Genomic DNA, 21,381 nt, shown 5'->3' with positions numbered 1-21,381 from the left:
GTTCACACCGTCTTCACAGATTGCAACCACTTGAAGGTTCCCACGGTCTGCACGGCTCCTGGAAGGAATCCGAAACTTTCATGACCATCGGTGAAAACTGCGAGATCCACCCGACCGTCGTGATAGGCGACGGCGTCACCGTCGGAGACCGGGTCAGCATCGGACCGTATGCCGTCCTCACCGGCCCCCTCGACATCGGCGACGACTGCTGGATCGGCGCCCACGCGACGCTCGGGGCCCCGCCGGAGTGGATCGGGAAGACGCATCCCCGCACGTGGACGGAGGTCAGCCCGCACCGGGGTGTGGTGATCGGCGCGGGCACCGTGATCCGGGAGATGAGCGCCGTCCAGCAGGGCGCCGAGCGGCCGACGACCATCGGGCGGGGCGGATTCGTCATGAACCACACGTCCGTCGAGCACGACGTCCGGATCGGCGAGGACTGCGTCCTCTCGCCGTCGAGCACCCTCGGCGGTCACGTGACCCTCGGCGACGGCGTCAATCTCGGCATGAGCGCGGTGGTGCATCAGCGGCGGGTGATCGGGGCGCGCGCAATGGTCGGAATGGGATCGGTCGTCGCCAAGGACATTCCGCCGTTCGCCACGGTGTTCGGCAATCCCGCCGCCCTGCGCGGCACCAACCGGGTGGGGATGAGCCGGTCCGGGATCGCCGACCGGGACATCGAGGCGGTGGAGAATCTGTTCGCCTCGGGGCGGCTCGAGGCGGACGCGGAACTCCCGCCATCGCTCGCCGACGCGTTCGCCTGGTGGCGGGAGTTGGCGGTGAAACCACTCGTTTCCTGATCCGGCGCCCGCCGATTGCTATCGTCGGAACCGAACGCTGCACTGCTGCAGCGCACTGCCGGTGAGGGGGTGGTTCTCGTGGACACCGATCCCGAGATCGTCCCGGACCGCGGTGGCCGCGCCGTCCTGATGAACGCGCTGCGGATCCTCGTCACCCTCGCGATCGTCGTCGCCGTCGTGTTCGCCGTGAAATCGCAGTGGGCCGAGGTCCGGGACACGATCACCCAGCTGGACTGGTGGGCGCTCGCCGTCTCCGCGGTCTTCGTGTTCCTCGGCATGGGCGCGGCGGTGCGCGCGTGGCAGCACGCGCTCGGCGCGCTCGAACACCCGATTCCCGCGTTCGACGCCGCCCGCTGCTACCTCGTCGGCCAACTCGGCAAGTACCTACCGGGCAGTGTGTGGGCGTTCGTCCTCCAGACCGAACTCGTCCGCCGGGCCGGGGTGTCGCGTGCCAACGGATTCGTCGCCGTCCTCGTCACCGTGGGGCTGAGCATCACGTCCGCGCTGGTCGTCGGGCTGCTGGCGCTGCCCGCCCTGTTCCACATCAGCACCGTCGCGGCGGTCGCGGTGATCATCCTCGTCCCCATCGCCCTCGTCTGCTGCTATCCCCCGATCCTCACGCGGCTGGTGAACCTGGCCCTGCGGATCCTGCGGCGCGCCCCGCTGCACCGGCAGTTGACGATGCACAAGATCGGGCGTGCCCTCGGCTGGTGCGCCGTCAGCTGGGTGCTGTACGGCGTGCATCTCTGGTTCCTCGCGTCGAGCACGTCGGGATTCGCGGTGGGCACCCTGGTGCAGTGCATCGGCGCGATCGCCCTCGGCATGTGCGCCGGTGTGCTGGTGGTCGTCGCGCCGTCCGGCATCGGGGTACGCGAGGCCGTCGTCGTCGCGGCGCTGTCCCCGTTCATGGACAGCGGGGTGGCGCTCGGGCTGGCCCTCGCGTCCCGACTGGTGTTCACGCTGTGCGAGGTGCTCGCCGGCTTTGTCGCCGCGGTCGCCGGTTCGCGTGCACTGCGCAACGCCCTCGTGCACGAGGATTCCCGGGTGCCGCAGCCGTCGTGAGGAGACCGCGATGACGGACGCCTGGGAGGTCGATCCCGCGTACGAGAACTACATCGGCCGCTGGAGCAGGCTGGTCGCGCCGCAGTTCCTGCGGTGGCTGGCCGCAGGCCCGGGCGGCGCCTGGTGCGACGTGGGTTGCGGGACCGGCGCCCTCTCCCACACGGTTCTCCGCACAGCCGACCCGGCCCGGGTGGTCGGGGTGGAACCTTCGGCGCCGTTCGCCGCGGCGGCCCGGGCCGGCGCGGACGATCCCCGCTTCGAGGTGCGGCCGGGCACCGCCGAAGCGATCCCCGCCGCCGACGGCGAGTTCGACCGCGTGGTGTCCGGGCTGGTCCTCAACTTCGTTCCCCGTCCGGTCGAGGGGCTCGCCGAGATGCGCCGCGTCACCCGGGTGGGCGGAACGGTCGCCGGTTACGTGTGGGACTACGCGGAGGGCATGCAGATGATCCGCGTCTTCTGGGACGCCGCGCGCGAGCTCGACGCCACGGCCGCGACCCTCGACGAGGGCGCCCGCTTCCCGCTCTGCCGGCCGCAGCCGCTCCGCGACGCGCTGTCCACCGCCGGGTTCACGGAGGTTGCCGTGCACCCGCTCGACGTTCCCACCGTGTTCGCCGACTTCGACGATTTCTGGCGGCCGTTCCTGGGCGGTCAGGGCCCCGCGCCCGGCTACTGTGCGTCCCTCCCCGCCGGGCGCCGAGACGCGCTGCGCGACCTGCTCGCTGCCCGACTGCGGCGCGACAAGACAGGCCGCATCGCACTGACGGCGCGGGTGTGGGCCTTCCGCGGAACCGTCAGCCGATGACGGATTCCGTGGCCGCGTACGCCTTCTCCGCGGATTCCTTCTGCGCCCGCCACCACGACTCGTTGTCGCGGTACCACCGCACGGTGGCCTCGAGCCCGCTGCGGAAATCCTCGTACTGCGGCGTCCAGCCCAGTTCGGTGCGCAGGCGCGTCGAGTCGATCGCGTAGCGCAGGTCGTGGCCCGGGCGGTCGGTGACGAAGTCGAGGTCGTCGGCGTCGCGGCCGAACAGCTCGAGCAGCGTCCCGACGACGGTCCGGTTGTCGACCTCGCCGTCCGCGCCGATCAGGTATGTCTGGCCGAGACTGCCCTTCTCCAGGATGGTCCAGACGGCCGCGTTGTGGTCGTCGACGTGGATCCAGTCGCGCACGTTCTTCCCGCTGCCGTACAGGCGGGGGCGCACCCCGTCGATCAGGTTGGTGATCTGACGCGGAATGAACTTCTCGACGTGCTGGTACGGGCCGTAGTTGTTGGAACAGTTCGACAGGGTGGCCCGCACCCCGAACGACCGCGCCCACGCCCGCACCAGCAGGTCACTCGACGCCTTCGTCGCCGAGTACGGGCTCGACGGGTTGTAGGGGGTCGACTCGGTGAAGCGCTCGGGGTCGTCCAGTTCGAGGTCGCCGTACACCTCGTCGGTGGAGATGTGGTGATAGCGGACGTCGTGGGCGCGGACGGCCTGCAGCAGCGAAAACGTGCCCATCACATTGGTCTGCACGAACGGCGTCGGATCGGCCAGCGAATTGTCGTTGTGCGATTCCGCGGCGAAGTGGACCACCGCGTCCGACTCCGTGACCAGGCGATCCACCAGCGCGAAATCCGCCACATCGCCGTGCACGAACTCGATGCGGTCGGCCACGGCGTCGAGCGAGCGCCGGTTGCCGGCGTACGTCAGCGCGTCGAGCACCGTCACCTGCACGTCCGGCCGCTCGGCGACCGTCTGGTGCACGAAATTCGCACCGATGAACCCGGCGCCGCCTGTCACGAGAAGCCTCATGTGCACCCACCCTAGTGGCGAGCCCGAGTTTCTATCCGGCGCGAACACTGGAACACTGCGCACATGCGCGGAATCATCCTGGCAGGCGGCACCGGGTCCCGGTTGCACCCGATCACCCTCGGCGTCAGCAAGCAACTGGTCCCGGTCTACGACAAGCCGATGATCTACTACCCGCTCTCCACCCTGATGCTGGCGAACATCCGCGACATCCTCGTCATCACCACCCCGCACGACGCCGAGCAGTTCCGCCGGCTCCTCGGCGACGGCTCCCAGTTCGGGGTGAACCTCACGTACAAGGTGCAGGAGGAGCCGAACGGCTTGGCGCAGGCGTTCGTCCTCGGCGCCGACCACATCGGCGGCGAATCCGTGTCCCTCGTACTCGGCGACAACATCTTCTACGGCCCCGGCCTCGGTTCACGGCTGAACCGCTTCGAGAACATCGACGGCGGCGCCGTGTTCGCCTACTGGGTGTCCGATCCCAGCGCGTACGGTGTGGTCGAATTCGACGACACCGGCCGGGCGATGTCGATCGAAGAGAAGCCCGCCACCCCGAAGTCCAACTTCTCGATCCCCGGGCTGTACTTCTACGACAACGACGTCGTCTCCATCGCGCGCAATCTGAAGCCGTCGGACCGCGGCGAATACGAGATCACCGACGTCAACCAGGCCTACCTGCAGGCGGGACGGTTGCAGGTCGAGGTGCTTCCCCGCGGAACCGCGTGGCTCGACACCGGCACCGTCGATTCGCTGCTCGAGGCGTCGAACTTCGTCCGCACGCTCGAGCACCGGCAGGGGCTGAAGATCGGCGTCCCGGAAGAGGTCGCGTGGCGCCGCGGGTTCATCACCGACGCCGAACTGTGTTCGCGTGCTGAGGCTCTCGGCAAATCGGGGTACGGCGACTACCTCCTCGAACTTCTCGAACGCGGCAAGGACTGGTGACGTGGAGTATCGGGAACTGAAGGTCCCCGGCGCCTGGGAGATCACCCCACGGCAGTTCGGCGACGACCGCGGCGTGTTCCTCGAATGGTTCAAGGGCTCGGAGTTCGAGGCCGCCGTCGGGCATCCTCTCGAACTCGCTCAGGCCAACTGCTCGGTGTCCGCCGCCGGTGTCCTGCGCGGTATCCACTACACCGACAATCCGCCCGGGCAGGCGAAATACGTCACCTGCGTCAAGGGCGCGTTCCTCGACGTCATCGTCGATCTCCGGGTGGGGTCGCCGATGTTCGGGCAGTGGGATTCGGTGCTCATCGACGACGTCGACCGCCGCGCCGTCTACCTTCCGGCCGGCGTCGGCCACGCGATCCTGTCCCTCGAGGACGCGTCGACCGTGATGTACCTGTGCTCGATCGAGTACACCCCGGCCCTCGACCACGACCTGCACCCGCTCGACCCCGATCTGGGCATCGACTGGCCCACGACGGGCCGGGACGGCAACCCGCTGACGTTCCAGCTGTCCGAGAAGGATTCGGCGGCGCCGTCGCTGAAGCAGGCGCTGGACGCCGGGCTACTGCCCCCCATGTGAGTGTTTTCGTGTGCCCGGGTACACGAAAACACTCACATGGCCGGTGACTCACGAGAACGTGTTCTAGTATCGAGAGCGTGACCTTCGTCGTCGTCGACCACCCGCGGCCGGGTATCGCCCTGGTCACGCTCAACCGCCCGGAACGCATGAACGCGATGGCGTTCGACGTGATGATCCCGTTCCGCGACGCGCTGGAGGAGATCAGCAACGACAACTCGGTCCGCGCGGTGGTCGTCACCGGCGCCGGCCGCGGCTTCTGCTCGGGCGCCGACCAGAGATCCGCGGGCCCGCTCCCCCACGTCGACGGCCTCACCCCGCCGACCGTGGCGCTGCGGGCCATGGAGATGCTCGACAACGTGGTGCTCTCGCTCCGCCGGATGCATCAGCCGGTGATCAGCGCCGTCAACGGCGCCGCCATCGGCGGCGGGCTGTGCCTGGCGCTCGCCTCCGACATCCGGATCGCGGCGGAGGACGCCTACTTCCGGGCAGCCGGCATCAACAACGGGCTGACGGCCAGCGAACTGGGCCTGAGCTACCTGCTGCCCCGCGCGATCGGTTCGTCCCGGGCCTTCGAGATCATGCTGTCCGGGCGGGACGTGCACGCCGCGGAAGCGGAGCGGATCGGACTCGTGTCGCGGTGCGTGCCCGGTGAGGACCTGCTGGACGAATGCTTCGACCTCGCCGAACGCATGTCGCGCTTCTCCCGCCCTGGCCTGGAGTTGACGAAGCGCACGCTGTGGTCGGGACTCGACGCCGCCTCACTCGAAGCCCACCTCCACCAGGAGGGCCTCGGACAGCTGCTGGTGCGGCTGCTGACCGACAACTTCGAAGAGGCGACCGCCGCGCGGAAGGACAAGCGCGAACCGCAGTTCCGGGACCGGCGTTAGGGCGTGGACAGCGAGGCCGCCGACGGCGCGAACTCGCGCAGGGTGAACGAATTCGACACGACCGCACGCAGTTCGGCGAGTCCCCCGGACAGCACACCGGCCGCCCGCGCCTGCACCAGGACGTTGCCGAGGGCGGAACCCTCGACGGGTCCGGCGACGACGGGCAGCCCGGTGGCGTCCGCCGTCAGCCGGCACAGCAGCGCGTTCTGGGATCCGCCGCCGACGATGTGCACCACGTCGATCGGGGTGCCGGTCAGTTCGACGATCGACTGCACCGACCGCCGGTACGCGTCCGCGAGACTGTCCATCACACAGCGGATCACCTCGGCCGGACCGTCCGGCACGCGCTGACCCGTCCGCGCGCATTCGGCGGCGATGCGGGCGGGCATGTCGCCCGGCGGCAGGAACACCGGCAGGTCCGGGTCGATCACGGAGCCGAGGTCGGTCAGCGCTGCGGCGTCCTGCAGCAGGTCCTGCAGCGATACGTCGAGTCCGTCGGCCTGCCACTGCCGCATCGACTCCTGCACCAGCCACATGCCCATCACGTTCCGCAGCAGCCGGGTGGTGCCGTCGACGCCGGCCTCGTTGGTGAACCCCGCCGCCCGCACGTCCTCGGTGCGCACGGGGCCGGGCAGTTCCGTTCCCACCAGCGACCAGGTGCCCGACGCGATGTACGCGAATCGTGTGCTCGCCGCGGGTACCGCGACGACGGCCGACGCCGTGTCGTGGCTGCCGACGGCCACCACCGTCGGAGGACGGTCCGTGGCCCCGATCTCTTCGGCGATGTCGGGCGCGACGGCCCCGATCGCCGAACCGGGTTCCACCAACGGTGGCAGCACACGGTCGTCGAGACCGAGCCGGGCGACCAGCGCACGGTCCCAGTCGCGGCTCACCGGATCGAGCAGACCGGTGGTGGACGCGTTGGTCACCTCGCCGGCGCGGACCCCGCTGAGCCAGTACGCCAGAAGGTCGGGGATCATCAGCAACTGCTCCGCGACGTCGAGTCTCTGCGCGCCGCTCTCCCGCTCGGCCAGCAGCTGGTACACGGTGTTGAACGGCAGCTGCGCGATGCCGTTGCGCTCGAACAACTCCCGATCCGGTATCGACGATCGCACCCCGGCCGCGACGCCCCCCGTCCGCTGGTCGCGGTAGTGGTACGGCATCCCGAGGAGGGAGCCGTCGCCGCCGAGCAGCCCGTAATCCACCGCCCATGTGTCGATTCCGATCGACACGAGGACGTCACCGCGGGCCACGGCCGCCGTTGCCGCGGCCCGCAGTCCGTCCAGCACACCCCGGTAGAGGCCGGCCAGATCCCAGTGCAGCGATCCACCCAGCCGCATCGGACGGTTGGGGAAGCGCGCGACCTCGTCGAGGGTGATCACACCGTCGGCGACGCGGCCCAGCATCACCCGCCCGCTGGACGCGCCCAGGTCGATCGCGGCGAACACGTCCATCAGCGCAGGAACGCCGCAGCGACACCGGCATCCACCGGGATGTGCAGTCCGGTCGTGTGCGTGAGGTCGCCGCCGGTGAGCGCGAACACCGCGTTGGCGACGTGCTCGGGCAGCACCTCCCGCTTGAGCAGGGTGCGCTGCGCGTAGTACTCGCCCAGCTTCTCCTCCTCGACGCCGTACACGGCGGCCCGCTTGGCGCCCCAGCCGCCGGCGAAGATGCCCGAACCCCGCACCACACCGTCCGGGTTGATGCCGTTGACGCGGATGCCGTACTCGCCCAGCTCCGCCGCGAGCAGCCGCACCTGGTGCGCCTGGTCGGCCTTCGTCGCGGAGTACGCGATGTTGTTGGGCCCGGCGAACACCGAGTTCTTCGAGGAGATGTAGACGATGTCGCCGCCCATCGCCTGGGCGGTCATCACCCGCGCCGCCTCCCGCGACACCAGGAAGGAGCCCTTCGCCATCACGTCGTGCTGCAGGTCCCAATCCTTCTCGGTGGTCTCGAGCAGCGGCTTGGAGATCGACAGTCCGGCATTGTTGACGACGAGGTCTACTCCGCCGAACGCCACGACAGCGGCCTCGAACGCCGCGGCGACCTGGTCGGCGCTGGTCACGTCCGCTGCGACGCCGACGGCGACGTCACTGCCGCCGATCTCGGCGGCGGCCTCGGCCGCCTTCGCCTGGTCGAGGTCGGCGATGACGACGCACGCGCCCTCCGCGGCGAGGCGCTGCGCGATCGCCTTGCCGATTCCCGACGCGGAACCGGTGACCAGCGCGATGCGGGTGGCGAGCGGCGCCGGCTTCGGCATGCGGGCCAGCTTCGCCTCCTCGAGGGCCCAGTACTCGATGCGGAACTTCTCCCGCTCGTCGATCGGCTGGTACGTGGAGATGGCCTCGGCGCCGCGCATCACGTTGATCGCGTTGACGTAGAACTCGCCCGCCACCCGCGCGGTCTGCTTGTTCGCGCCGAACGAGAACATCCCGACGCCGGGGACCAGGACGATGGCCGGGTCGGCGCCGCGCATCGCCGGGCTGTCCGGCTCCGCGTACTCGGCGTAGTACCGGGCGTAGTCCTCGCGGTAGGCGGTGTGCAGTTCACGCAGTCGCGCGGTGACCTCCTCGAGCGACGCGGTCGGCGGCAGGTCGAGGACCATCGGCCGGACCTTGGTGCGGAGGAAGTGATCCGGGCACGACGTACCCAGCGCGGCGAGACGCGGATGCTCGTGCGCCGCCAGGAAGTTCAGCACCTCCTCGCTGTCGGTGAAGTGCCCCACCTGCGGGCGATCGGTGGAGGCCAGTCCCCGCAGCAGCGGGAACAGCGCGGCGGCGCGGCGGCGGCGCTCCTCGGCGGGCAGTGCTTCGTAGCCCGCGATCGCGGGACCGAACGGCTCCTCGCGGCCGTTGTCGGCGATGAACTGCTCGGCGGTGCGGATGATCTCGAGCGAACGCTGCTCGCACTCCTCGCTCGTCGACCCCCACGCGGTGATGCCGTGCCCGCCCAGGATGCAACCGATCGCCTGCGGGTTCGCCTCCGCGATGGCCGAGATGTCGAGACCAAGCTGGAAACCGGGGCGGCGCCACGGAACCCACACCACCCGGTCGCCGAAGCACTTGCGGGTCAACTCCTCACCGTCCGCGGCGGTCGCGAACGCGATACCGGAATCGGGGTGCAGGTGGTCGACGTGCGGCGCGTTCACCAGACCGTGCATGGCGGTGTCGATCGACGGGGCGGCGCCGCCCTTGCCGTGCAGGCAGTAGTCGAATGCGGTGACCATGTCGTCCTCGGCGCCCAGTCCGGGGTAGACGTCGGTGAGGGCGCGGACCCGGTCGAGGCGCAGCGCGGCGAGACCGGAGGACGTCAGCGTGCCGAGGTCTCCCCCGGATCCCTTCACCCAGACGAGTTCCACCTCGGCGCCGGTAACGGGATCGACGTCGGTGCCCTTGGCAGACGTATTGCCGCCCGCGTAGTTGGTGTTCCGGGCGTCGGCGCCCAGTCTGTTGGACCGTGCGATCAGTTCGGCAATGGTGCTCGTGGCGTTCACTTCTTGTTTCTCCCTCGAGATTCTTGACTTCAGACCCGGATGAATTCGACGCCGAGCAACTCTGCTGCGGCCTTGATCGCGCCGGCCCGATGCCCGACGCACAACGCCCAGTGATGGCCGGTCCCGGTGGCACTCCACTCGTCCGTCCACTCCCCCGGGTCCCGGCCGAAGTCGACCCGCGACGTGGTGTTGCCGATCGCCAGCAGCGGTCCGGGCACCACTTCGCCCTCGGACGCGATGAACGAGTACGAACCGTCGCGGTTCTGCCCGACCGCGAAGGTCGTGACGGGCCCGTGGGTCACGTCGAACTCGACGCTGACGCCGTACCCCCGCTTGCCGTGATAGACACCGAGACCGCGGAGCAGCGGTTCGGTTGACGAGATCTGCAGATGGGCCGGTCCGTCGTGACCCATTTCGACGACGCCGTCGCGGAAGTTCAGTGCCTGCAGTTCCGTGAACGATCCACCGGCGCCGATCCGGTCCGAGACCAGCATCGCGACCGCGGTGCGAATGTCGTACTCCCCGGCCAGCGGAATGCCGCGGGCGGTCAGCAGGGACGCTCCGAGAATCATTCCGGCGCCCAGCTGTTCGTGCAGTTCACCACCCAGCCCGCGGTGGTAGTACGCCATGGCGTCGAGCGCGAAGTCCGCGACGAGGCGGTCGAGTCCGACGGAGACCCGGGCTCCCCACGCGAGATCGTCCGCGTTCACCGAACTATCGAGCGCGAACACCTCTTTCGCGAGTGCGATGCGGTCCGCGGTCTCACGTTCGGAGACCGCGTCGACCCGCACCCGGAGGTCGTCGAATTCGAGGACCTCCACGTGGGCGCCGAACTGGGACGACAGCAGCGTCATGTCCGTCGAGATGTCGAGCATCCCCGGGTACAGGTGACCCATGAGTCCGAGCCGGCCGTGCCGCAGGGCGGCCCGTGCCGAGGCGGCACTCACCCAGGCGTCGATGCGCCGCCAGGCGTTCTCGTCGTGCAGATACCCGGACACCGACCGGAAGTCGATGCCGCTGCGCCGGAACACGTTCGCGACCTCCGGCAGCGGACACTGCCCGCAGTAGGCCAGCCACGTCCCCGTGTCGGTGTTCGCGTGATCCATCGCCTCGGTCGGCTGCAGGTCGATCAGCAGCACCGGCACGTTGGTGCGCTGCGCGATCGGCAGCACCATCGACGATGTCAGGTAGGTGGTCAGGAAGATCACCACCAGGTCGCAGTCGGCCTGCCTCAGCGTCTCGGCCGCGACGGCGGACTCCTGCGGGTCGGAGACGAATCCGGCATCGACGACCTGGCAGTCCCGTTCCTCGAATCGGCCCGTCACGTAACGGGCTGATTCCTGCAGGACGCCCCGGAGGCCGGGGAACTGCGGCCAGTAGGCGCCGAGCCCACCCGACACCAGCCCCAGCCGGGTCTTCCGGGGACGCACCCGGTCGAGGTGAGCGGGCACGGTATTCGTCGTCGCCGCGGTCATCACGCGCCCCAACTCGCCTGGTTTCCGCCCACCCGCTCGCGCTCGATCCGCTCCAGGTAGCCGGAGCGCGCGAACGCGCCGATCGGGTCGGCGTCCCTGCCCTGCGATTCGCGCAGTTCGGCGAGCAGCGGCCGGACGTCGGTGTTGTAACCGTCCATCAGCACCGCGTGCGCGCCGAGCACGTCACCCGACTGCTGGGCCGCCTCGAGGGCGTCCCCGTCGACGAGCAGTGCCTTGGCCGTGGCTTCCTGGACGTTCATGATCGACCGGATCTGGCCGGGGATCTTCGGCTCGATGTTGTGGCACTGGTCGAGCATGAAGTTCACGCGCGAGTCCGGGAGGTGCGCGCCGGCCCGGACGATCTCGTGCATGATCCGGAACAGCTGGAACGGGTCCGCGGATCCGACGATCAGGTCGTCGTCGGCGTAGAAGCGGGAGTTGAAGTCGAAGGCGCCGAGCCGTCCCTGCCGGATCAGCTGGGCCACGATGAACTCGATGTTCGTGCCCGGCGCATGGTGGCCGGTGTCCAGGACGACCTGCGCCTTCTCGCCCAGCGCGAGGCAGTGCAGCAGCGAGGTGCCCCAGTCCGGGATGTCGGTGGTGTAGAAGTACGGCTCGAAGAACTTGTACTCGATCAGCAGGCGGTGATCGTCGTCGAGTTCGGCGTAGATCTTCTGCAGCGAATCGGCGAGCCGATCCTGCCGGGCGCGGATCGAATCCTGGCCTGCGTAGTTGGTGCCGTCGGGCAGCCACAACTTCAGATCCTTCGATCCCGTGGCGCGCATGACGTCGACGCATTCGACGTGGTGGGCGACGGCCTTCGCGCGGATCTTCGGGTCGGCGTTGGTCAGCGACCCCAGCTTGTAGTCGTCGTCCTGGAACACGTTGGAGTTGATCGCCCCCAGCGACACCCCCTGATCTGCGGCGTACGCGGCGAGTTTGCCGAAGTCGTCGACGCGGTCCCACGGGATGTGCAGCGACACCCGCGGCGCCGCACCGGTCACCCGGTGCACCTGGGCGGCGTCCTCGATCTTCTCGTACGGGTCGCGCGGGACACCTGCCGTGGCGAACACCTTGAATCGGGTGCCGGAGTTCCCGTATGCCCAACTGGGAACTTCGATTCCGAAGTCGGCAAGGGCGGCGATGTCGCCGGCGGTGCGCCGAATGTCAGTTGCCGTCATGGTGAATCATCCTTCGGTGGAGATCGTGTGGTCGAGAGGGGTGTGGAGTTGGGCGTCCAGGTCGAAGATCTCGGTGAGGAGCGTGAATCCCTCGTCGGGGGCCACCCCGTCGAGTTCGAAGAACGGCGCCATGTCGTGTTGCCACCGCCGGTTGACGTCGGTGCGGGCCATGGCCGCCTGCGATTCTTCGAGATTCTCTGACTCGACGTAGCCGACGATCAGCCCGTCCGGCCGGATGTGCAGCGAATAGTTGTGCCAGCCGGAGGCTTTCAGGGCCTCCAGCATCTCCGGCCAGACCTGGGTGTGGCGGCGGACGTACTCGTCGATCCGGTCCGGCCGGAGTTGCAGGGTGAAGCAGTACTTGTTCATCGGACGGTTCAGAAGTTGTACTGGTCGATGGTGTTCGCGTCGAACACGGTGGGCGGGCCGAGCACGACCTCGCCGCCGGCGCCGATCGTGTACTCGCCGAGCTTGCCAGCCGTGAACTTCTGCCCCTCGGCCCCGGTGATCTGACCGGAGGCCAGCGCGGCACCGGCGTAGGCGGAGAGGTAGCCGATGTTCGTCGGGTCCCAGAGGGCGAATTCCTTGACGGTGCCGTTCTTCACGTACTCCCGCATCTGGTTCGGGGTACCGAGGCCGGTGAGCACGATGTTGCCCTTGTAGCTCGACGACGAGATGTAGCGTGCCGCGGCGGCGATGCCGACCGTCGTGGGCGACACGATCGCCTTCAGGTCGGGGTAGGTCTGCAGCAGGCCCTGCGTTTCCTGGAACGACTTCTGGTCGTCGTCGTTGCCGTACACCGTGGCCACCAGTTCGATGTTCCGGTATTCCGGCTTGCTCGCGAGCTCCGCCTTCAGCACCTCGATCCACGCGTTCTGGTTGGTGGCGTTGGGTGTCGCGGACAGCACCGCGATCTTGCCGGTGCCGCCGATCTGCTCGCTCGTCATCTTCGCGAGCGTCTCGCCGACGCCCTGGGTGGTGGCCTGGTTGATGAACAGGTCGCGGCAGTCCTCGGCCGCGTCGGAATCGAACGTCACGACCTTGATGCCTGCGTCGCGGGCCTGGTTCAGCGAGGGGCACACGGCATTCGGATCGTTGGCGGCGATGTTGATGACGTTCTGGCCCTGCTGGATCAGCGTGTTGATGTACGACACCTGCGAGGACGCGCTCGCATCGTTGGGGCCGACGAGCTTGTACTCGCCGCCGAACTCCTCCACGGCGGTCTTGCCACCGCCGACCTCGATGTCGGAGTACGGGTTGTTGAGCTGCTTGGGGAGGAACGCGACCTGCAGACCGTCCTGGATCGGCGCGTCGGGGTTCGCGGTCCCGGTGGCGCGGTCGCCACCCCCCGAGTTCGATGCCGAATCCTGGGTGGTGCCGCCGCAGGCCGTCAATCCGATCGAGACTGCGACGATCCCCGCCAGGGGAACGAAGGTCCGGCGGAATCGGGTCATGGTGGATCCTTTCCTCGTGTTCGCGTCACCGCGAACGCTGAAATGAGAAAGAGCGGTGAAGCAGGGAATTCAGGGCGCGTTTTTCAGCTTTCGACGCTGCGCGGACGTCCGCACGGTCTTCAGCAGGTTCGGAAGCAGAACCGCGACGATCAGGAGAACACCGGTGACGATGGTGAGTGCCTCGTTCGAGATGTCCTCGAGGCGCAGCGCATTCTGCAGCGTGGCGAGCAGCACCACCGCGGCGAGCACGCCCGCCAGCCGGCCCTTGCCGCCGAAGATCGACACTCCGCCGAGGAGCACCGCCGCGACCACGGCCAGTTCGAGACCGGATCCGTTGTCGGCCCGGGCGCTCGAGTACCGCAGGCTCCACAGCACCCCGGCGAGGGCGGCGACCGCCCCGCACACCACGTAGAGCCAGAACTTCAGCCGCGCCCCGTCGATGCCGGCGAAGCGTGCGGCCGTGTCGCTGGCGCCGGTGGCGTAGATGTCGCGGCCGAGCGGGGTGGCCTGGAGGATCACCGCGAACACGACGGCCGCGACGACCAGCGGGAGGGCGAGATTGGGGATGGCCGTGCCGCCGACCGTTCCCGTGACCCACGACGTGTATGCGCGGGGGAAGTTGGACACCGCCTGGTCACCGAGGAGGACGAACGCGAGCCCCCGGAACAGGGCCAGGGTACCGATCGTGACGGCGAGAGACGGCAACCCCAGCCTGGCGACGAGGAAACCGTTGAGGGCACCGAGGAGGCAGCCGAGCAGGATGCACATCGGGATGATCGCCTCGATGGCGAAGCCGTTGTTCCACATCCAGCCCATCGCGGCGCCGCTCAGCCCCAGGACGCTCGCCACCGACAGGTCGATCTCGCCGGTGATGATGATGAACGTCATCGGCAGTGCGATCAGGAAGATCGGCGCCAGATCGAGGACGAGGAACGCGAAGTTCCGGCTGCTCCCGAAGTCGGGGTTGGTGACCGAGGCGACCACCAGCACGACGATCGTGATGGCGATGATCACCGAGTCCCAGCCGGCGAGCACCTCGCGGATTCGGCCGACCGTCGACGTCCCCGCGGTGTCCGGCTGTGCGGTCGTCGCCGGCTCGATGGTGTCAGTCGACATGGGCGCTCCTCTTCCGAAGTTGCTGTGCGGCACGCACCGCGAGCAGTCGATCGGCCGCGATGGCGATGAGAATCAGCGCACCGACGATGGCCTGCTGCCAGAACTGGTTGATCTGGAGAACGGGCAGCGAACTGTTGATGGTGGTCAGGAGCAGCGCGCCGAGCGCCGCGCCCCAGACGGTGCCGACGCCGCCGACCACGGCGACACCGCCCACGACGGCGGCCGCGATCACGTTGAGTTCGTATCCGGATCCGGCGGCGGCGGCGACGGTGCCGAACCGCGCCGCGAACATGACCCCGGCGACTCCGGCCATGGCCCCGGAGAACACGAAGGCGAGCAGGACGCGCTTGCCGACGGCGATGCCCGCGAGTTCGGCGGCGTGGCCGTTCGACCCGATGGCGTAGAGGTCGCGTCCACTGCGATAGCGACGCAGATACACACCGGCGAGAACAACGGCCACCACCGCGACGATCACGAGCACCGGCACACCGAGAAGCGTTGCGGTGCCAAGCGTCAGGAAGCTCGACGGCATCTCGTCGGCGGTGATCTGCTCACCGCCGGCCCACAGATAGGCGATGCCGCGGAAGATGTACATCGTGCCGAGCGTGACGACCAGGGCGGGAACGCCGCCGAACCGCACCAGCAGCGCGTTGGCGAGTCCGCAGACCGCGCCGACGGCGATCCCCGCGAGGATCCCCACCACGATCGGTGCACCGTCGGCACCCGACATCACACTGCCCGCGGCGAACGCCGACAGCCCGAGCACCGAGCCGACCGACAGGTCGATGTTCTTGGTGATCATGACGACGGTCTGCCCGACCACCAGCACACCGACGATCGACGCGGCCAGCAGAATGTCGCGAATGCTCTGGGAGGAAAGGAAATTGCCGTTCTGCATCGTGGTGACCACGACCAGCACGATCAGCGCGGCGAGGATACCGAGCGAACGGACCTGCAGCACCTTCTCGATCAGCGACGGACCCCCGTCCGACTTCACCGGTGGCTTCGCGGCGCCCGCAGGCGCGACGCGGGTGGGTGCGCTCATGCGGCGGCCTCCGAACCCGTTGCAGCGAACATGATCTTCTCCTCGTCGGCCTCGGCCCTGCTCAGTTCCGACACGATTCGTCCTTCCCTCATCACAAGGACGCGATCGGCCATCCCGAGCACCTCCGGCAATTCGGAGGAGATCATCACGACGGCGACGCCTTCACTGGCGAGCATCGAGATAATCCGGTGCACTTCGGCTTTGGTGCCGACGTCGATCCCGCGGGTGGGTTCGTCCACGATCAGGACGCTCGGCGCGGTGGCCATCCACTTCGCGAGCACGACCTTCTGCTGATTGCCGCCCGACAGCACCCCGACGGGGTCGGTGATGCGCGCGTACTTGGTCTGCAGTTTCTTCGTCCACTCGTAGGCCGACCGGCGCTCACGTCCCCCGAAGAGGAACCCGAACCGGGCGAGAGCGGACGACCGCGTCAACGTGGCGTTGCGCTCGATCGACATGTCCAGGATCAGGCCCTGCTGGCGACGGTCCTCCGGGACGAGCGCCATTCCCGCGCGCATCGCGGCCTTCGGATCGCCCTTGCGCAGGCTCGTGCCTCGCACCCGGACGTCGCCGCTGTCACGGGGGTCCACACCGAACGCCGACTGCATGACCTCGGAGCGGCCGGCACCGACCAGCCCGGACAGTGCCACGATCTCGCCGGCGCGCACCTGGAAACTGATGTCGGAGAACACCCCGGCTCGCGACAGGTTCTCGACCTCGAGGACGACCGCCCCCGGTTCCACGTCGATCTTCGGGAACAGGGCGCCGAGGTCGCGGCCGACCATGCTGCGGACGAGGTCGTCGACCGTCAGGCCCGCCAGTTCCGACGTGGCGATGTGCCGTCCGTCGCGCATCACGGTGACCCGCTGGCACAGCGCGAAGATCTCCTCGAAGCGGTGCGAGATGAACATGATCGCCGCGCCGGACGCGCAGAGGGACCGGGAGACCTTGAACAGCCGCTCCACCTCGTTGCCGGACAGGGCAGCGGTCGGCTCGTCCATGACGATGACGTTGGCGTCGGTGGACAGCGCCTTCGCGATCTCGACCAACTGCTGATCGGCGATCGACAGTCCGCTGGCCGGCCGGTCCGGGTCCATCGGGACCCCGAGACGGTCGAACAGCGCGCGGGCGGCTGTGTTCATCGCGCCGCGGTCGATCATGCCGAAGCGGGCCCGCGGCTGGGTGCCGATGAAGATGTTCTCCGCGATCGTGAGGTCGGGGAACAGGGTCGGCTCCTGGTAGATGACCGCGATACCCCTGGCCTTGGCATCCGAGGGCGACCCGAGCGACACTTCCTCACCGCCGACGAGCATCGATCCGGTGTCGGGGCCGTGCACGCCGGCGAGCATCTTCACGATGGTCGACTTGCCTGCACCGTTCTCTCCGACGAGGGCGTGCGCCTCGCCGCCGTAGAGCGGAAACGACACACCCTGAACAGCAGCGACGTTGCCGAAGGACTTGGTGACGTCCCGTACTTCCAGCAACGGCACCGCAGGGGGGACGCTCATTCAGCACCTCCGATTGAAACGGTTCATTTCTTGTTTATGAAGCTAGAAGTGACAGGCGCCACAAGTCAAGAGGTTCGGTAGAGCCGGTCACCACCGTGACCTTATCGTTATAAAAGCACGCCAGGTCGCTTACCGGATATTCCGCATCGTCTCGCCTGACAGCCGGTCTTGATTCCGGCCCCGCGGACGGCGATACTGTGAATGAAGCGATTCAAGAGCACTGGATTGTTCTCGGGCACCGGCCGACGCGACAATGTGCGCTGTCGAACGAGCCGGCTGAAGGGGGAATCGGATGGCAGCGTCCATGCGCGAGGTCGCCGCACTCGCGGGCGTCTCGATGGGAACGATCAGCAACGTGCTCAACCACCCCGAACTGGTGTCGGAGGCGACCCGCCAGCGAGTACACGAGGCCATCACCCAGCTCGGCTTCGTCCGCAACGACGCCGCCCGCCAACTCCGCGCCGGCCAGTCACGGATGCTCGCCGTCGTCGTCCTCGACGCGCGGAACCCCTTCTTCGTCGACGTCGCGTCGGGAGCCGAGGAAGTCGCCGAGGCGAACGAACTGCTGATGGTCATGATCAGCACCGGCGAATCGGAAGAACGCGAGAACCGGCAGCTCGGCCAGCTCATGGAACAACGCGTCCACGGAATCCTGCTCTGCCCCACCGGCGAGAGCACGCCGATGCTCGCCAACCTCGACCGTCAGGGCACCCCGGTGGTCCTGCTCGACCGCGGGTCCCGCACACCCGGCCGATCCTCCGTCGCCGTCGACGACGTCCACGGCGGCAGGATCGCCGCCCGCCACCTGATGGAGCAGGGGCACCGGAACCTCGTGTTCGTCGGCGGGCCCGACACCATCAGGCAGGTCCGCGACCGCCGGGACGGGGCGCTCAGCGCCGTCGCGGAATCGGCGAGCACCCGCATGCGCACCGTCGCCACCCGATCCCTCAGCATCGAGGCCGGCACCCACGCGGCCCGCGAGATTCTCGCGATGCCGGCGCAGGAGCGGCCCACGGCGGCGTTCTGCGCCAACGACCTGCTCGCACTCGGTGTGCTCCAGGAGTTCATCCAGCACGGCAAGCGCGTGCCCGAAGACCTCGCGATCGTCGGGTACGACGACATCGACTACGCCGCCGGCGCGGCCGTGCCGCTGACCTCCGTCGCCCAGCCACGGAACGAACTGGGACGAGCGGCGGCCGAACTCCTGCTCGATCAGGTGAACAACCCCGACACCCACCGGCACCAGCAGCTCTCGTTCACCCCGACCCTCGTCGTCCGCGAGTCCACGGCCGCCTGCCCCGTGCGTGGTTGACGAGCGTCTGGACTCGTCAACCACGCACCGGGCCGGAGGCCTCAGGGGTATCTTTCGGACATGTCGAAGCCACCTCTGACACCGAAGGCCGCCGAGATGTTCGCCCGGCCCAATTACGCCACCGTCGCCTGCGTCCGACCCGACGGGCAGCCCGTGTCCGTGGCCACCTGGTATCTGTTCGAGGGCGGCAGGGTGCTGGTCAACATGGACGCCGAGCGGAAGCGCCTCGACTACCTGCGGGGCGATCCCCGGGTCAGCCTCACCGCGATGGATCCCGGCGACTGGATCACCCACGTCAGCGTCCAGGGCCGGGTGACGGAGTTCGTCGACGACGAAGACCTCGCCGACATCGACCGCCTCGCGACGCATTACACCGGCAACCCGTACCCCGTCCGCGACCGGAAACGGGTCAGCGCCTGGATCGAGATCGACACCTGGCACGGCTGGGGGTCGCTGAAACAGTCCTGACCGAATCCGCGCCGACGACACCCGGGCATGACGACGCCCCGCGCCGCAACGGTCCTCGCCGTGGCCACGGCGGTGATCGGCAGCCTGCTGCTGAGCGCACCGACGGTCCGCGAATCGGGGCCGCCCGCGGCAACGGTGGCCCAGCCCGCGCCGCCTCCGCCACCGCCGCCCGTCGTCCTGACCCCGGAAGAGGTCGAGGCCAGGGTGATCCCGGCGATCGTCACCCTCGTCGCCGACTCGGGGCTCGTCGAAACCGCGGGAACGGGGATAGTGCTCACCCCCGACGGCGTCGTCCTCACCAATCATCACGTGATCGACGGTGCACTCGACATCAGCGCGGTGAGCCTCGGCAACGGTGCGGAGTACGTCGCGGACGTGCTCGGTTACGACAGTTCGCGCGACATCGCGGTCCTCCGGCTCCAGGGCGCGGGCGACCTTTCCGCCGCGCCCCTCGCGAAGGACCCCGCCGTCGGCATCGGTGATCCGGTCACCGCGGTGGGCAACGCCGAAGGGGGCGGAGTCCCGGTGGCGGCACGGGGTTTCGTGACCGATCTCGGGCAGGCGATCACCGCTCGCAGTTCCACCGACGGTTCCCGGAACCGGCTGAACGGGTTGATCCAGATCGATGCGGCGGTCCGGCCCGGCGACTCCGGTGGCCCGCTCGTCGACGCCACCGCCGCCGTCATCGGCGTGAACACCGCGGGCAACGCCGACTCCGATCCCACCAAACCCGCTCCCGCCCAGCCGAGGTCGTATGCGGTGCCCATCGACACCGCGATGACGATCGTCGATCAGGTTCGCGCCGGGACGGCGTCCGCCACCGTGCACATCGGCGACACCCCCCTCCTCGGGATCAGCGTCACCGACGATCCTCGTGGCGCCGAGGTCCTCTGGGTCAGCATCGGCACCCCCGCCGACGACGCGGGCATCGAGATCGGGGACGTCGTCACCGAATTCGACGGAATCCCGATCCGGTCCTCGGACGACCTCAGCGGGCTCATGATCGCGCGGCACCCCGGCGACGCGGTCGAAATCCGCTGGCTCGACGAGACCGGGAGGCCGCGGTCGACGACGATCGTGCTGGAGAAGGGCCCGCCGCGGTAGTCAGGCGGTCTTGTCCCGGGCGACACCGTCGTCCGGCCGCACCCGCGTCGCGACGAACCGCGCGATACGCCGAAGCACCACACGACTTTCCGGCAGACCGGGCCACAACGCCGGAAACGCATGCACCTGACCGTCCCAGATCTGCAGCGTCGTCGGCACACCCGCACCGCTCAGCCGATGCGCCATCAGCTCCGAATCCGACCGCAGCACCTCGCCCTCCGCGGCGAAGAGCAACGACGGCGGCAGACCCTCGAGCGCACCGTTCACGGGCGACAGCGCGGGGTCGAGCACACCGTCCACCTCGCCGCCCAGCTTGCCGATGGTGACGAGCGCCTCCACGGGCGCGAACACGTCGCGGGCGGCGTTGGCGTGCACCAGCTTGTCGGCGCAGTCCAGGTCCAGCAGCGGCGACAGCCCGACCAGCCCGGCGGGGAGATCGACACCCTCCTCGCGGGCCTTCAACGCCGTCGCGAACACGAGGAACCCACCCGCCGAATCACCGGCGAACACCGTCCCGCCCGCCTGGGCTCCGTTCTCCAGCAACCACTTGTACGCCGTCAGACAGTCGTCGACGGAACCGCTGATGTTCGTGTCGGGCAGTTGCCGGTAGCCGACGTGCATCACCGGCAGTCCGGTGAGCTTCGCGATCGTCGCGACTACCGGCCGGTGCGTGTTCAGCCCGCAGCACAGGAACCCGCCGCCGTGGAGATAGAGGACGACACCGTCGCTCAGCTCCGGTGAGACTCCCGGGGCCCGCACGATCTCCGCGTCGAACCCGGGCAGCCGCACCTTCTGGCGGCGGATACCGGAAGCGGGGCGCATCCCCGCCGCGAGGTCCAGCAGCGCGGCCCTGCGGATCGCCGACTCGTTGATCGGCGCCATCCGCACCACGGGCCGGAGGAACCATCTGCATGCCTGGTAGAGAACCTGGGATTCGATACTCGGCCCCGCCAGCCGCGCACCCGAACGGTATTGGACGGTCGGTGTCCCATTCCGCTGCTGCACAGACGGCTTGCGGTCGTTCGGCACAGATTTCATGCCTTCTCCCCTGGTCGCCGATACCCGTCGCCGTTGACGGATACGTAAGTTCAACCTTGGAGTACCCGCCACGCTCGTGTGTCGCTGATGGTGGCTTCGGCCCCAAGTCGTTATGCCCGG

At 68.6% G+C, this 21,381-nt stretch carries 20 protein-coding genes; 9 read left to right on the top strand and 11 right to left on the bottom strand.

Translation table 11 applies throughout. From position 1 onward, the window contains the following. Nucleotides 1-80: 80 nt before the first annotated feature. From CJ179_RS21560 to CJ179_RS21550, 3 genes are all read left to right on the top strand, one after another. Complete coding sequence (locus tag CJ179_RS21560) at nt 81-800, top strand: DapH/DapD/GlmU-related protein (protein ID WP_095862852.1); 720 nt, start codon at nt 81-83, stop codon at nt 798-800. Between the two features lie 69 nt (nt 801-869). After that, a complete protein-coding gene (locus tag CJ179_RS21555) occupies nt 870-1,862 on the top strand; it encodes a lysylphosphatidylglycerol synthase transmembrane domain-containing protein (RefSeq protein ID WP_095862851.1) in 993 nt (330 codons plus the stop codon). Between the two features lie 10 nt (nt 1,863-1,872). After that, nucleotides 1,873-2,664 carry a class I SAM-dependent methyltransferase gene (locus tag CJ179_RS21550; protein ID WP_095862850.1) on the top strand — a complete coding sequence of 264 codons (792 nt, stop codon included), beginning with the start codon at nt 1,873-1,875 and terminating at the stop codon, nt 2,662-2,664. On the opposite strand, the gene rfbB is transcribed toward CJ179_RS21550, so the two are convergent. Then, a complete protein-coding gene (gene rfbB / locus CJ179_RS21545) occupies nt 2,654-3,658 on the bottom strand; it encodes a dTDP-glucose 4,6-dehydratase (RefSeq protein ID WP_095862849.1) in 1,005 nt (334 codons plus the stop codon). The genes CJ179_RS21550 and rfbB overlap by 11 nt on opposite strands. A 63-nt stretch (nt 3,659-3,721) precedes the next feature. Here rfbB and rfbA point away from each other — a divergent pair, with 63 nt between their 5' ends. The 3 genes from rfbA (at nt 3,722) to CJ179_RS21530 (ending at nt 6,067) form a co-directional block, all read left to right on the top strand. Further along, the gene (gene rfbA, locus CJ179_RS21540; RefSeq protein WP_095862848.1) at nt 3,722-4,597 is read left to right on the top strand and encodes a glucose-1-phosphate thymidylyltransferase RfbA; all 876 of its coding nucleotides are present in this window, start codon (nt 3,722-3,724) and stop codon (nt 4,595-4,597) included. 1 nt (nt 4,598) lies between these two features. Continuing rightward, nucleotides 4,599-5,180, top strand: coding sequence for a dTDP-4-dehydrorhamnose 3,5-epimerase family protein (locus CJ179_RS21535; protein ID WP_072938515.1), 582 nt, complete (start codon nt 4,599-4,601; stop codon nt 5,178-5,180). A 77-nt stretch (nt 5,181-5,257) separates the two neighbouring features. Then, nucleotides 5,258-6,067: an enoyl-CoA hydratase gene (locus tag CJ179_RS21530; protein WP_095862847.1), complete on the top strand. Its 810-nt coding sequence runs from the start codon at nt 5,258-5,260 to the stop codon at nt 6,065-6,067. Here CJ179_RS21530 and CJ179_RS21525 read toward each other — a convergent pair. The 9 genes from CJ179_RS21525 to CJ179_RS21485 all read right to left on the bottom strand — a co-directional run bounded on the left by CJ179_RS21525 (nt 6,064) and on the right by CJ179_RS21485 (nt 17,339). After that, the gene (locus CJ179_RS21525) at nt 6,064-7,521 is read right to left on the bottom strand and encodes a rhamnulokinase family protein (protein ID WP_095862846.1); all 1,458 of its coding nucleotides are present in this window, start codon (nt 7,519-7,521) and stop codon (nt 6,064-6,066) included. The two genes, CJ179_RS21530 and CJ179_RS21525, sit on opposite strands and share 4 nt — an antisense overlap. Further along, nucleotides 7,521-9,560 (bottom strand): bifunctional aldolase/short-chain dehydrogenase, encoded by a 2,040-nt coding sequence (locus CJ179_RS21520; RefSeq protein WP_095862845.1) that lies wholly within the window; start codon nt 9,558-9,560, stop codon nt 7,521-7,523. The genes CJ179_RS21525 and CJ179_RS21520 overlap by 1 nt, the downstream gene beginning before the upstream one ends. A gap of 29 nt (nt 9,561-9,589) precedes the next feature. Further along, nucleotides 9,590-11,035 carry an L-fucose/L-arabinose isomerase family protein gene (locus CJ179_RS21515; RefSeq protein WP_095862844.1) on the bottom strand — a complete coding sequence of 482 codons (1,446 nt, stop codon included), beginning with the start codon at nt 11,033-11,035 and terminating at the stop codon, nt 9,590-9,592. Further along, the gene (gene rhaI, locus CJ179_RS21510; protein ID WP_095862843.1) at nt 11,035-12,216 is read right to left on the bottom strand and encodes an L-rhamnose isomerase; all 1,182 of its coding nucleotides are present in this window, start codon (nt 12,214-12,216) and stop codon (nt 11,035-11,037) included. The genes CJ179_RS21515 and rhaI overlap by 1 nt, the downstream gene beginning before the upstream one ends. Nucleotides 12,217-12,222: 6 nt before the next feature. After that, a complete protein-coding gene (locus CJ179_RS21505; protein ID WP_095862842.1) occupies nt 12,223-12,585 on the bottom strand; it encodes an L-rhamnose mutarotase in 363 nt (120 codons plus the stop codon). 8 nt (nt 12,586-12,593) lie between these two features. Beyond that, nucleotides 12,594-13,670 carry a rhamnose ABC transporter substrate-binding protein gene (gene rhaS, locus CJ179_RS21500; protein WP_037228161.1) on the bottom strand — a complete coding sequence of 359 codons (1,077 nt, stop codon included), beginning with the start codon at nt 13,668-13,670 and terminating at the stop codon, nt 12,594-12,596. A 69-nt stretch (nt 13,671-13,739) separates the two neighbouring features. Continuing rightward, complete coding sequence (locus tag CJ179_RS21495; protein WP_095862841.1) at nt 13,740-14,786, bottom strand: ABC transporter permease; 1,047 nt, start codon at nt 14,784-14,786, stop codon at nt 13,740-13,742. After that, nucleotides 14,776-15,831 carry an ABC transporter permease gene (locus tag CJ179_RS21490; RefSeq protein ID WP_095862840.1) on the bottom strand — a complete coding sequence of 352 codons (1,056 nt, stop codon included), beginning with the start codon at nt 15,829-15,831 and terminating at the stop codon, nt 14,776-14,778. The genes CJ179_RS21495 and CJ179_RS21490 overlap by 11 nt, the downstream gene beginning before the upstream one ends. Further along, the gene (locus tag CJ179_RS21485; protein ID WP_095862839.1) at nt 15,828-17,339 is read right to left on the bottom strand and encodes a sugar ABC transporter ATP-binding protein; all 1,512 of its coding nucleotides are present in this window, start codon (nt 17,337-17,339) and stop codon (nt 15,828-15,830) included. The genes CJ179_RS21490 and CJ179_RS21485 overlap by 4 nt, the downstream gene beginning before the upstream one ends. Nucleotides 17,340-17,631: 292 nt before the next feature. Between CJ179_RS21485 and CJ179_RS21480 the strand changes: the two genes are divergently transcribed. From CJ179_RS21480 to CJ179_RS21470, 3 genes are read left to right on the top strand one after another with little or no spacing between them, the layout of a single operon-like run. Next, on the top strand, nt 17,632-18,651 hold the full coding sequence (locus tag CJ179_RS21480; protein WP_095862838.1) for a LacI family DNA-binding transcriptional regulator: 1,020 nt from the start codon (nt 17,632-17,634) through the stop codon (nt 18,649-18,651). A gap of 60 nt (nt 18,652-18,711) precedes the next feature. Then, nucleotides 18,712-19,119, top strand: a complete 408-nt coding sequence (locus CJ179_RS21475) for a TIGR03618 family F420-dependent PPOX class oxidoreductase (RefSeq protein ID WP_095862837.1) — start codon at nt 18,712-18,714, stop codon at nt 19,117-19,119. 27 nt (nt 19,120-19,146) lie between these two features. Further along, on the top strand, nt 19,147-20,223 hold the full coding sequence (locus CJ179_RS21470) for a S1C family serine protease (RefSeq protein ID WP_095862836.1): 1,077 nt from the start codon (nt 19,147-19,149) through the stop codon (nt 20,221-20,223). Here CJ179_RS21470 and CJ179_RS21465 read toward each other — a convergent pair whose 3' ends face one another. Next, the gene (locus tag CJ179_RS21465; protein WP_072938547.1) at nt 20,224-21,261 is read right to left on the bottom strand and encodes an alpha/beta hydrolase; all 1,038 of its coding nucleotides are present in this window, start codon (nt 21,259-21,261) and stop codon (nt 20,224-20,226) included. Between the last annotated feature and the right edge of the window lie 120 nt (nt 21,262-21,381).

Source organism: Rhodococcus sp. ACS1 (assembly GCF_002300155.1).
Taxonomy (GTDB): Bacteria; Actinomycetota; Actinomycetes; order Mycobacteriales; family Mycobacteriaceae; genus Rhodococcus_F; species Rhodococcus_F koreensis.
The sequence above is the reverse complement of the archived record's forward strand: the minus strand, read 5'-3'. Positions and strand labels throughout refer to the sequence as shown.

Coding starts and splice junctions, on each gene's coding strand:
- CJ179_RS21490 (WP_095862840.1), bottom strand. CDS start 15,831: ATGAGCGCACCCACCCGCGTCGCGCCTGCGGGCGCCGCGAAGCCACCG.
- CJ179_RS21485 (WP_095862839.1), bottom strand. CDS start 17,339: ATGAGCGTCCCCCCTGCGGTGCCGTTGCTGGAAGTACGGGACGTCACC.
- CJ179_RS21525 (WP_095862846.1), bottom strand. CDS start 7,521: ATGGACGTGTTCGCCGCGATCGACCTGGGCGCGTCCAGCGGGCGGGTG.
- CJ179_RS21475 (WP_095862837.1), top strand. CDS start 18,712: ATGTCGAAGCCACCTCTGACACCGAAGGCCGCCGAGATGTTCGCCCGG.
- rhaI (WP_095862843.1), bottom strand. CDS start 12,216: ATGACGGCAACTGACATTCGGCGCACCGCCGGCGACATCGCCGCCCTT.
- CJ179_RS21505 (WP_095862842.1), bottom strand. CDS start 12,585: ATGAACAAGTACTGCTTCACCCTGCAACTCCGGCCGGACCGGATCGAC.
- CJ179_RS21465 (WP_072938547.1), bottom strand. CDS start 21,261: ATGAAATCTGTGCCGAACGACCGCAAGCCGTCTGTGCAGCAGCGGAAT.
- rhaS (WP_037228161.1), bottom strand. CDS start 13,670: ATGACCCGATTCCGCCGGACCTTCGTTCCCCTGGCGGGGATCGTCGCA.
- CJ179_RS21470 (WP_095862836.1), top strand. CDS start 19,147: ATGACGACGCCCCGCGCCGCAACGGTCCTCGCCGTGGCCACGGCGGTG.
- CJ179_RS21560 (WP_095862852.1), top strand. CDS start 81: ATGACCATCGGTGAAAACTGCGAGATCCACCCGACCGTCGTGATAGGC.
- CJ179_RS21480 (WP_095862838.1), top strand. CDS start 17,632: ATGGCAGCGTCCATGCGCGAGGTCGCCGCACTCGCGGGCGTCTCGATG.
- CJ179_RS21550 (WP_095862850.1), top strand. CDS start 1,873: ATGACGGACGCCTGGGAGGTCGATCCCGCGTACGAGAACTACATCGGC.
- rfbA (WP_095862848.1), top strand. CDS start 3,722: ATGCGCGGAATCATCCTGGCAGGCGGCACCGGGTCCCGGTTGCACCCG.
- CJ179_RS21495 (WP_095862841.1), bottom strand. CDS start 14,786: ATGTCGACTGACACCATCGAGCCGGCGACGACCGCACAGCCGGACACC.
- CJ179_RS21515 (WP_095862844.1), bottom strand. CDS start 11,035: ATGACCGCGGCGACGACGAATACCGTGCCCGCTCACCTCGACCGGGTG.
- rfbB (WP_095862849.1), bottom strand. CDS start 3,658: ATGAGGCTTCTCGTGACAGGCGGCGCCGGGTTCATCGGTGCGAATTTC.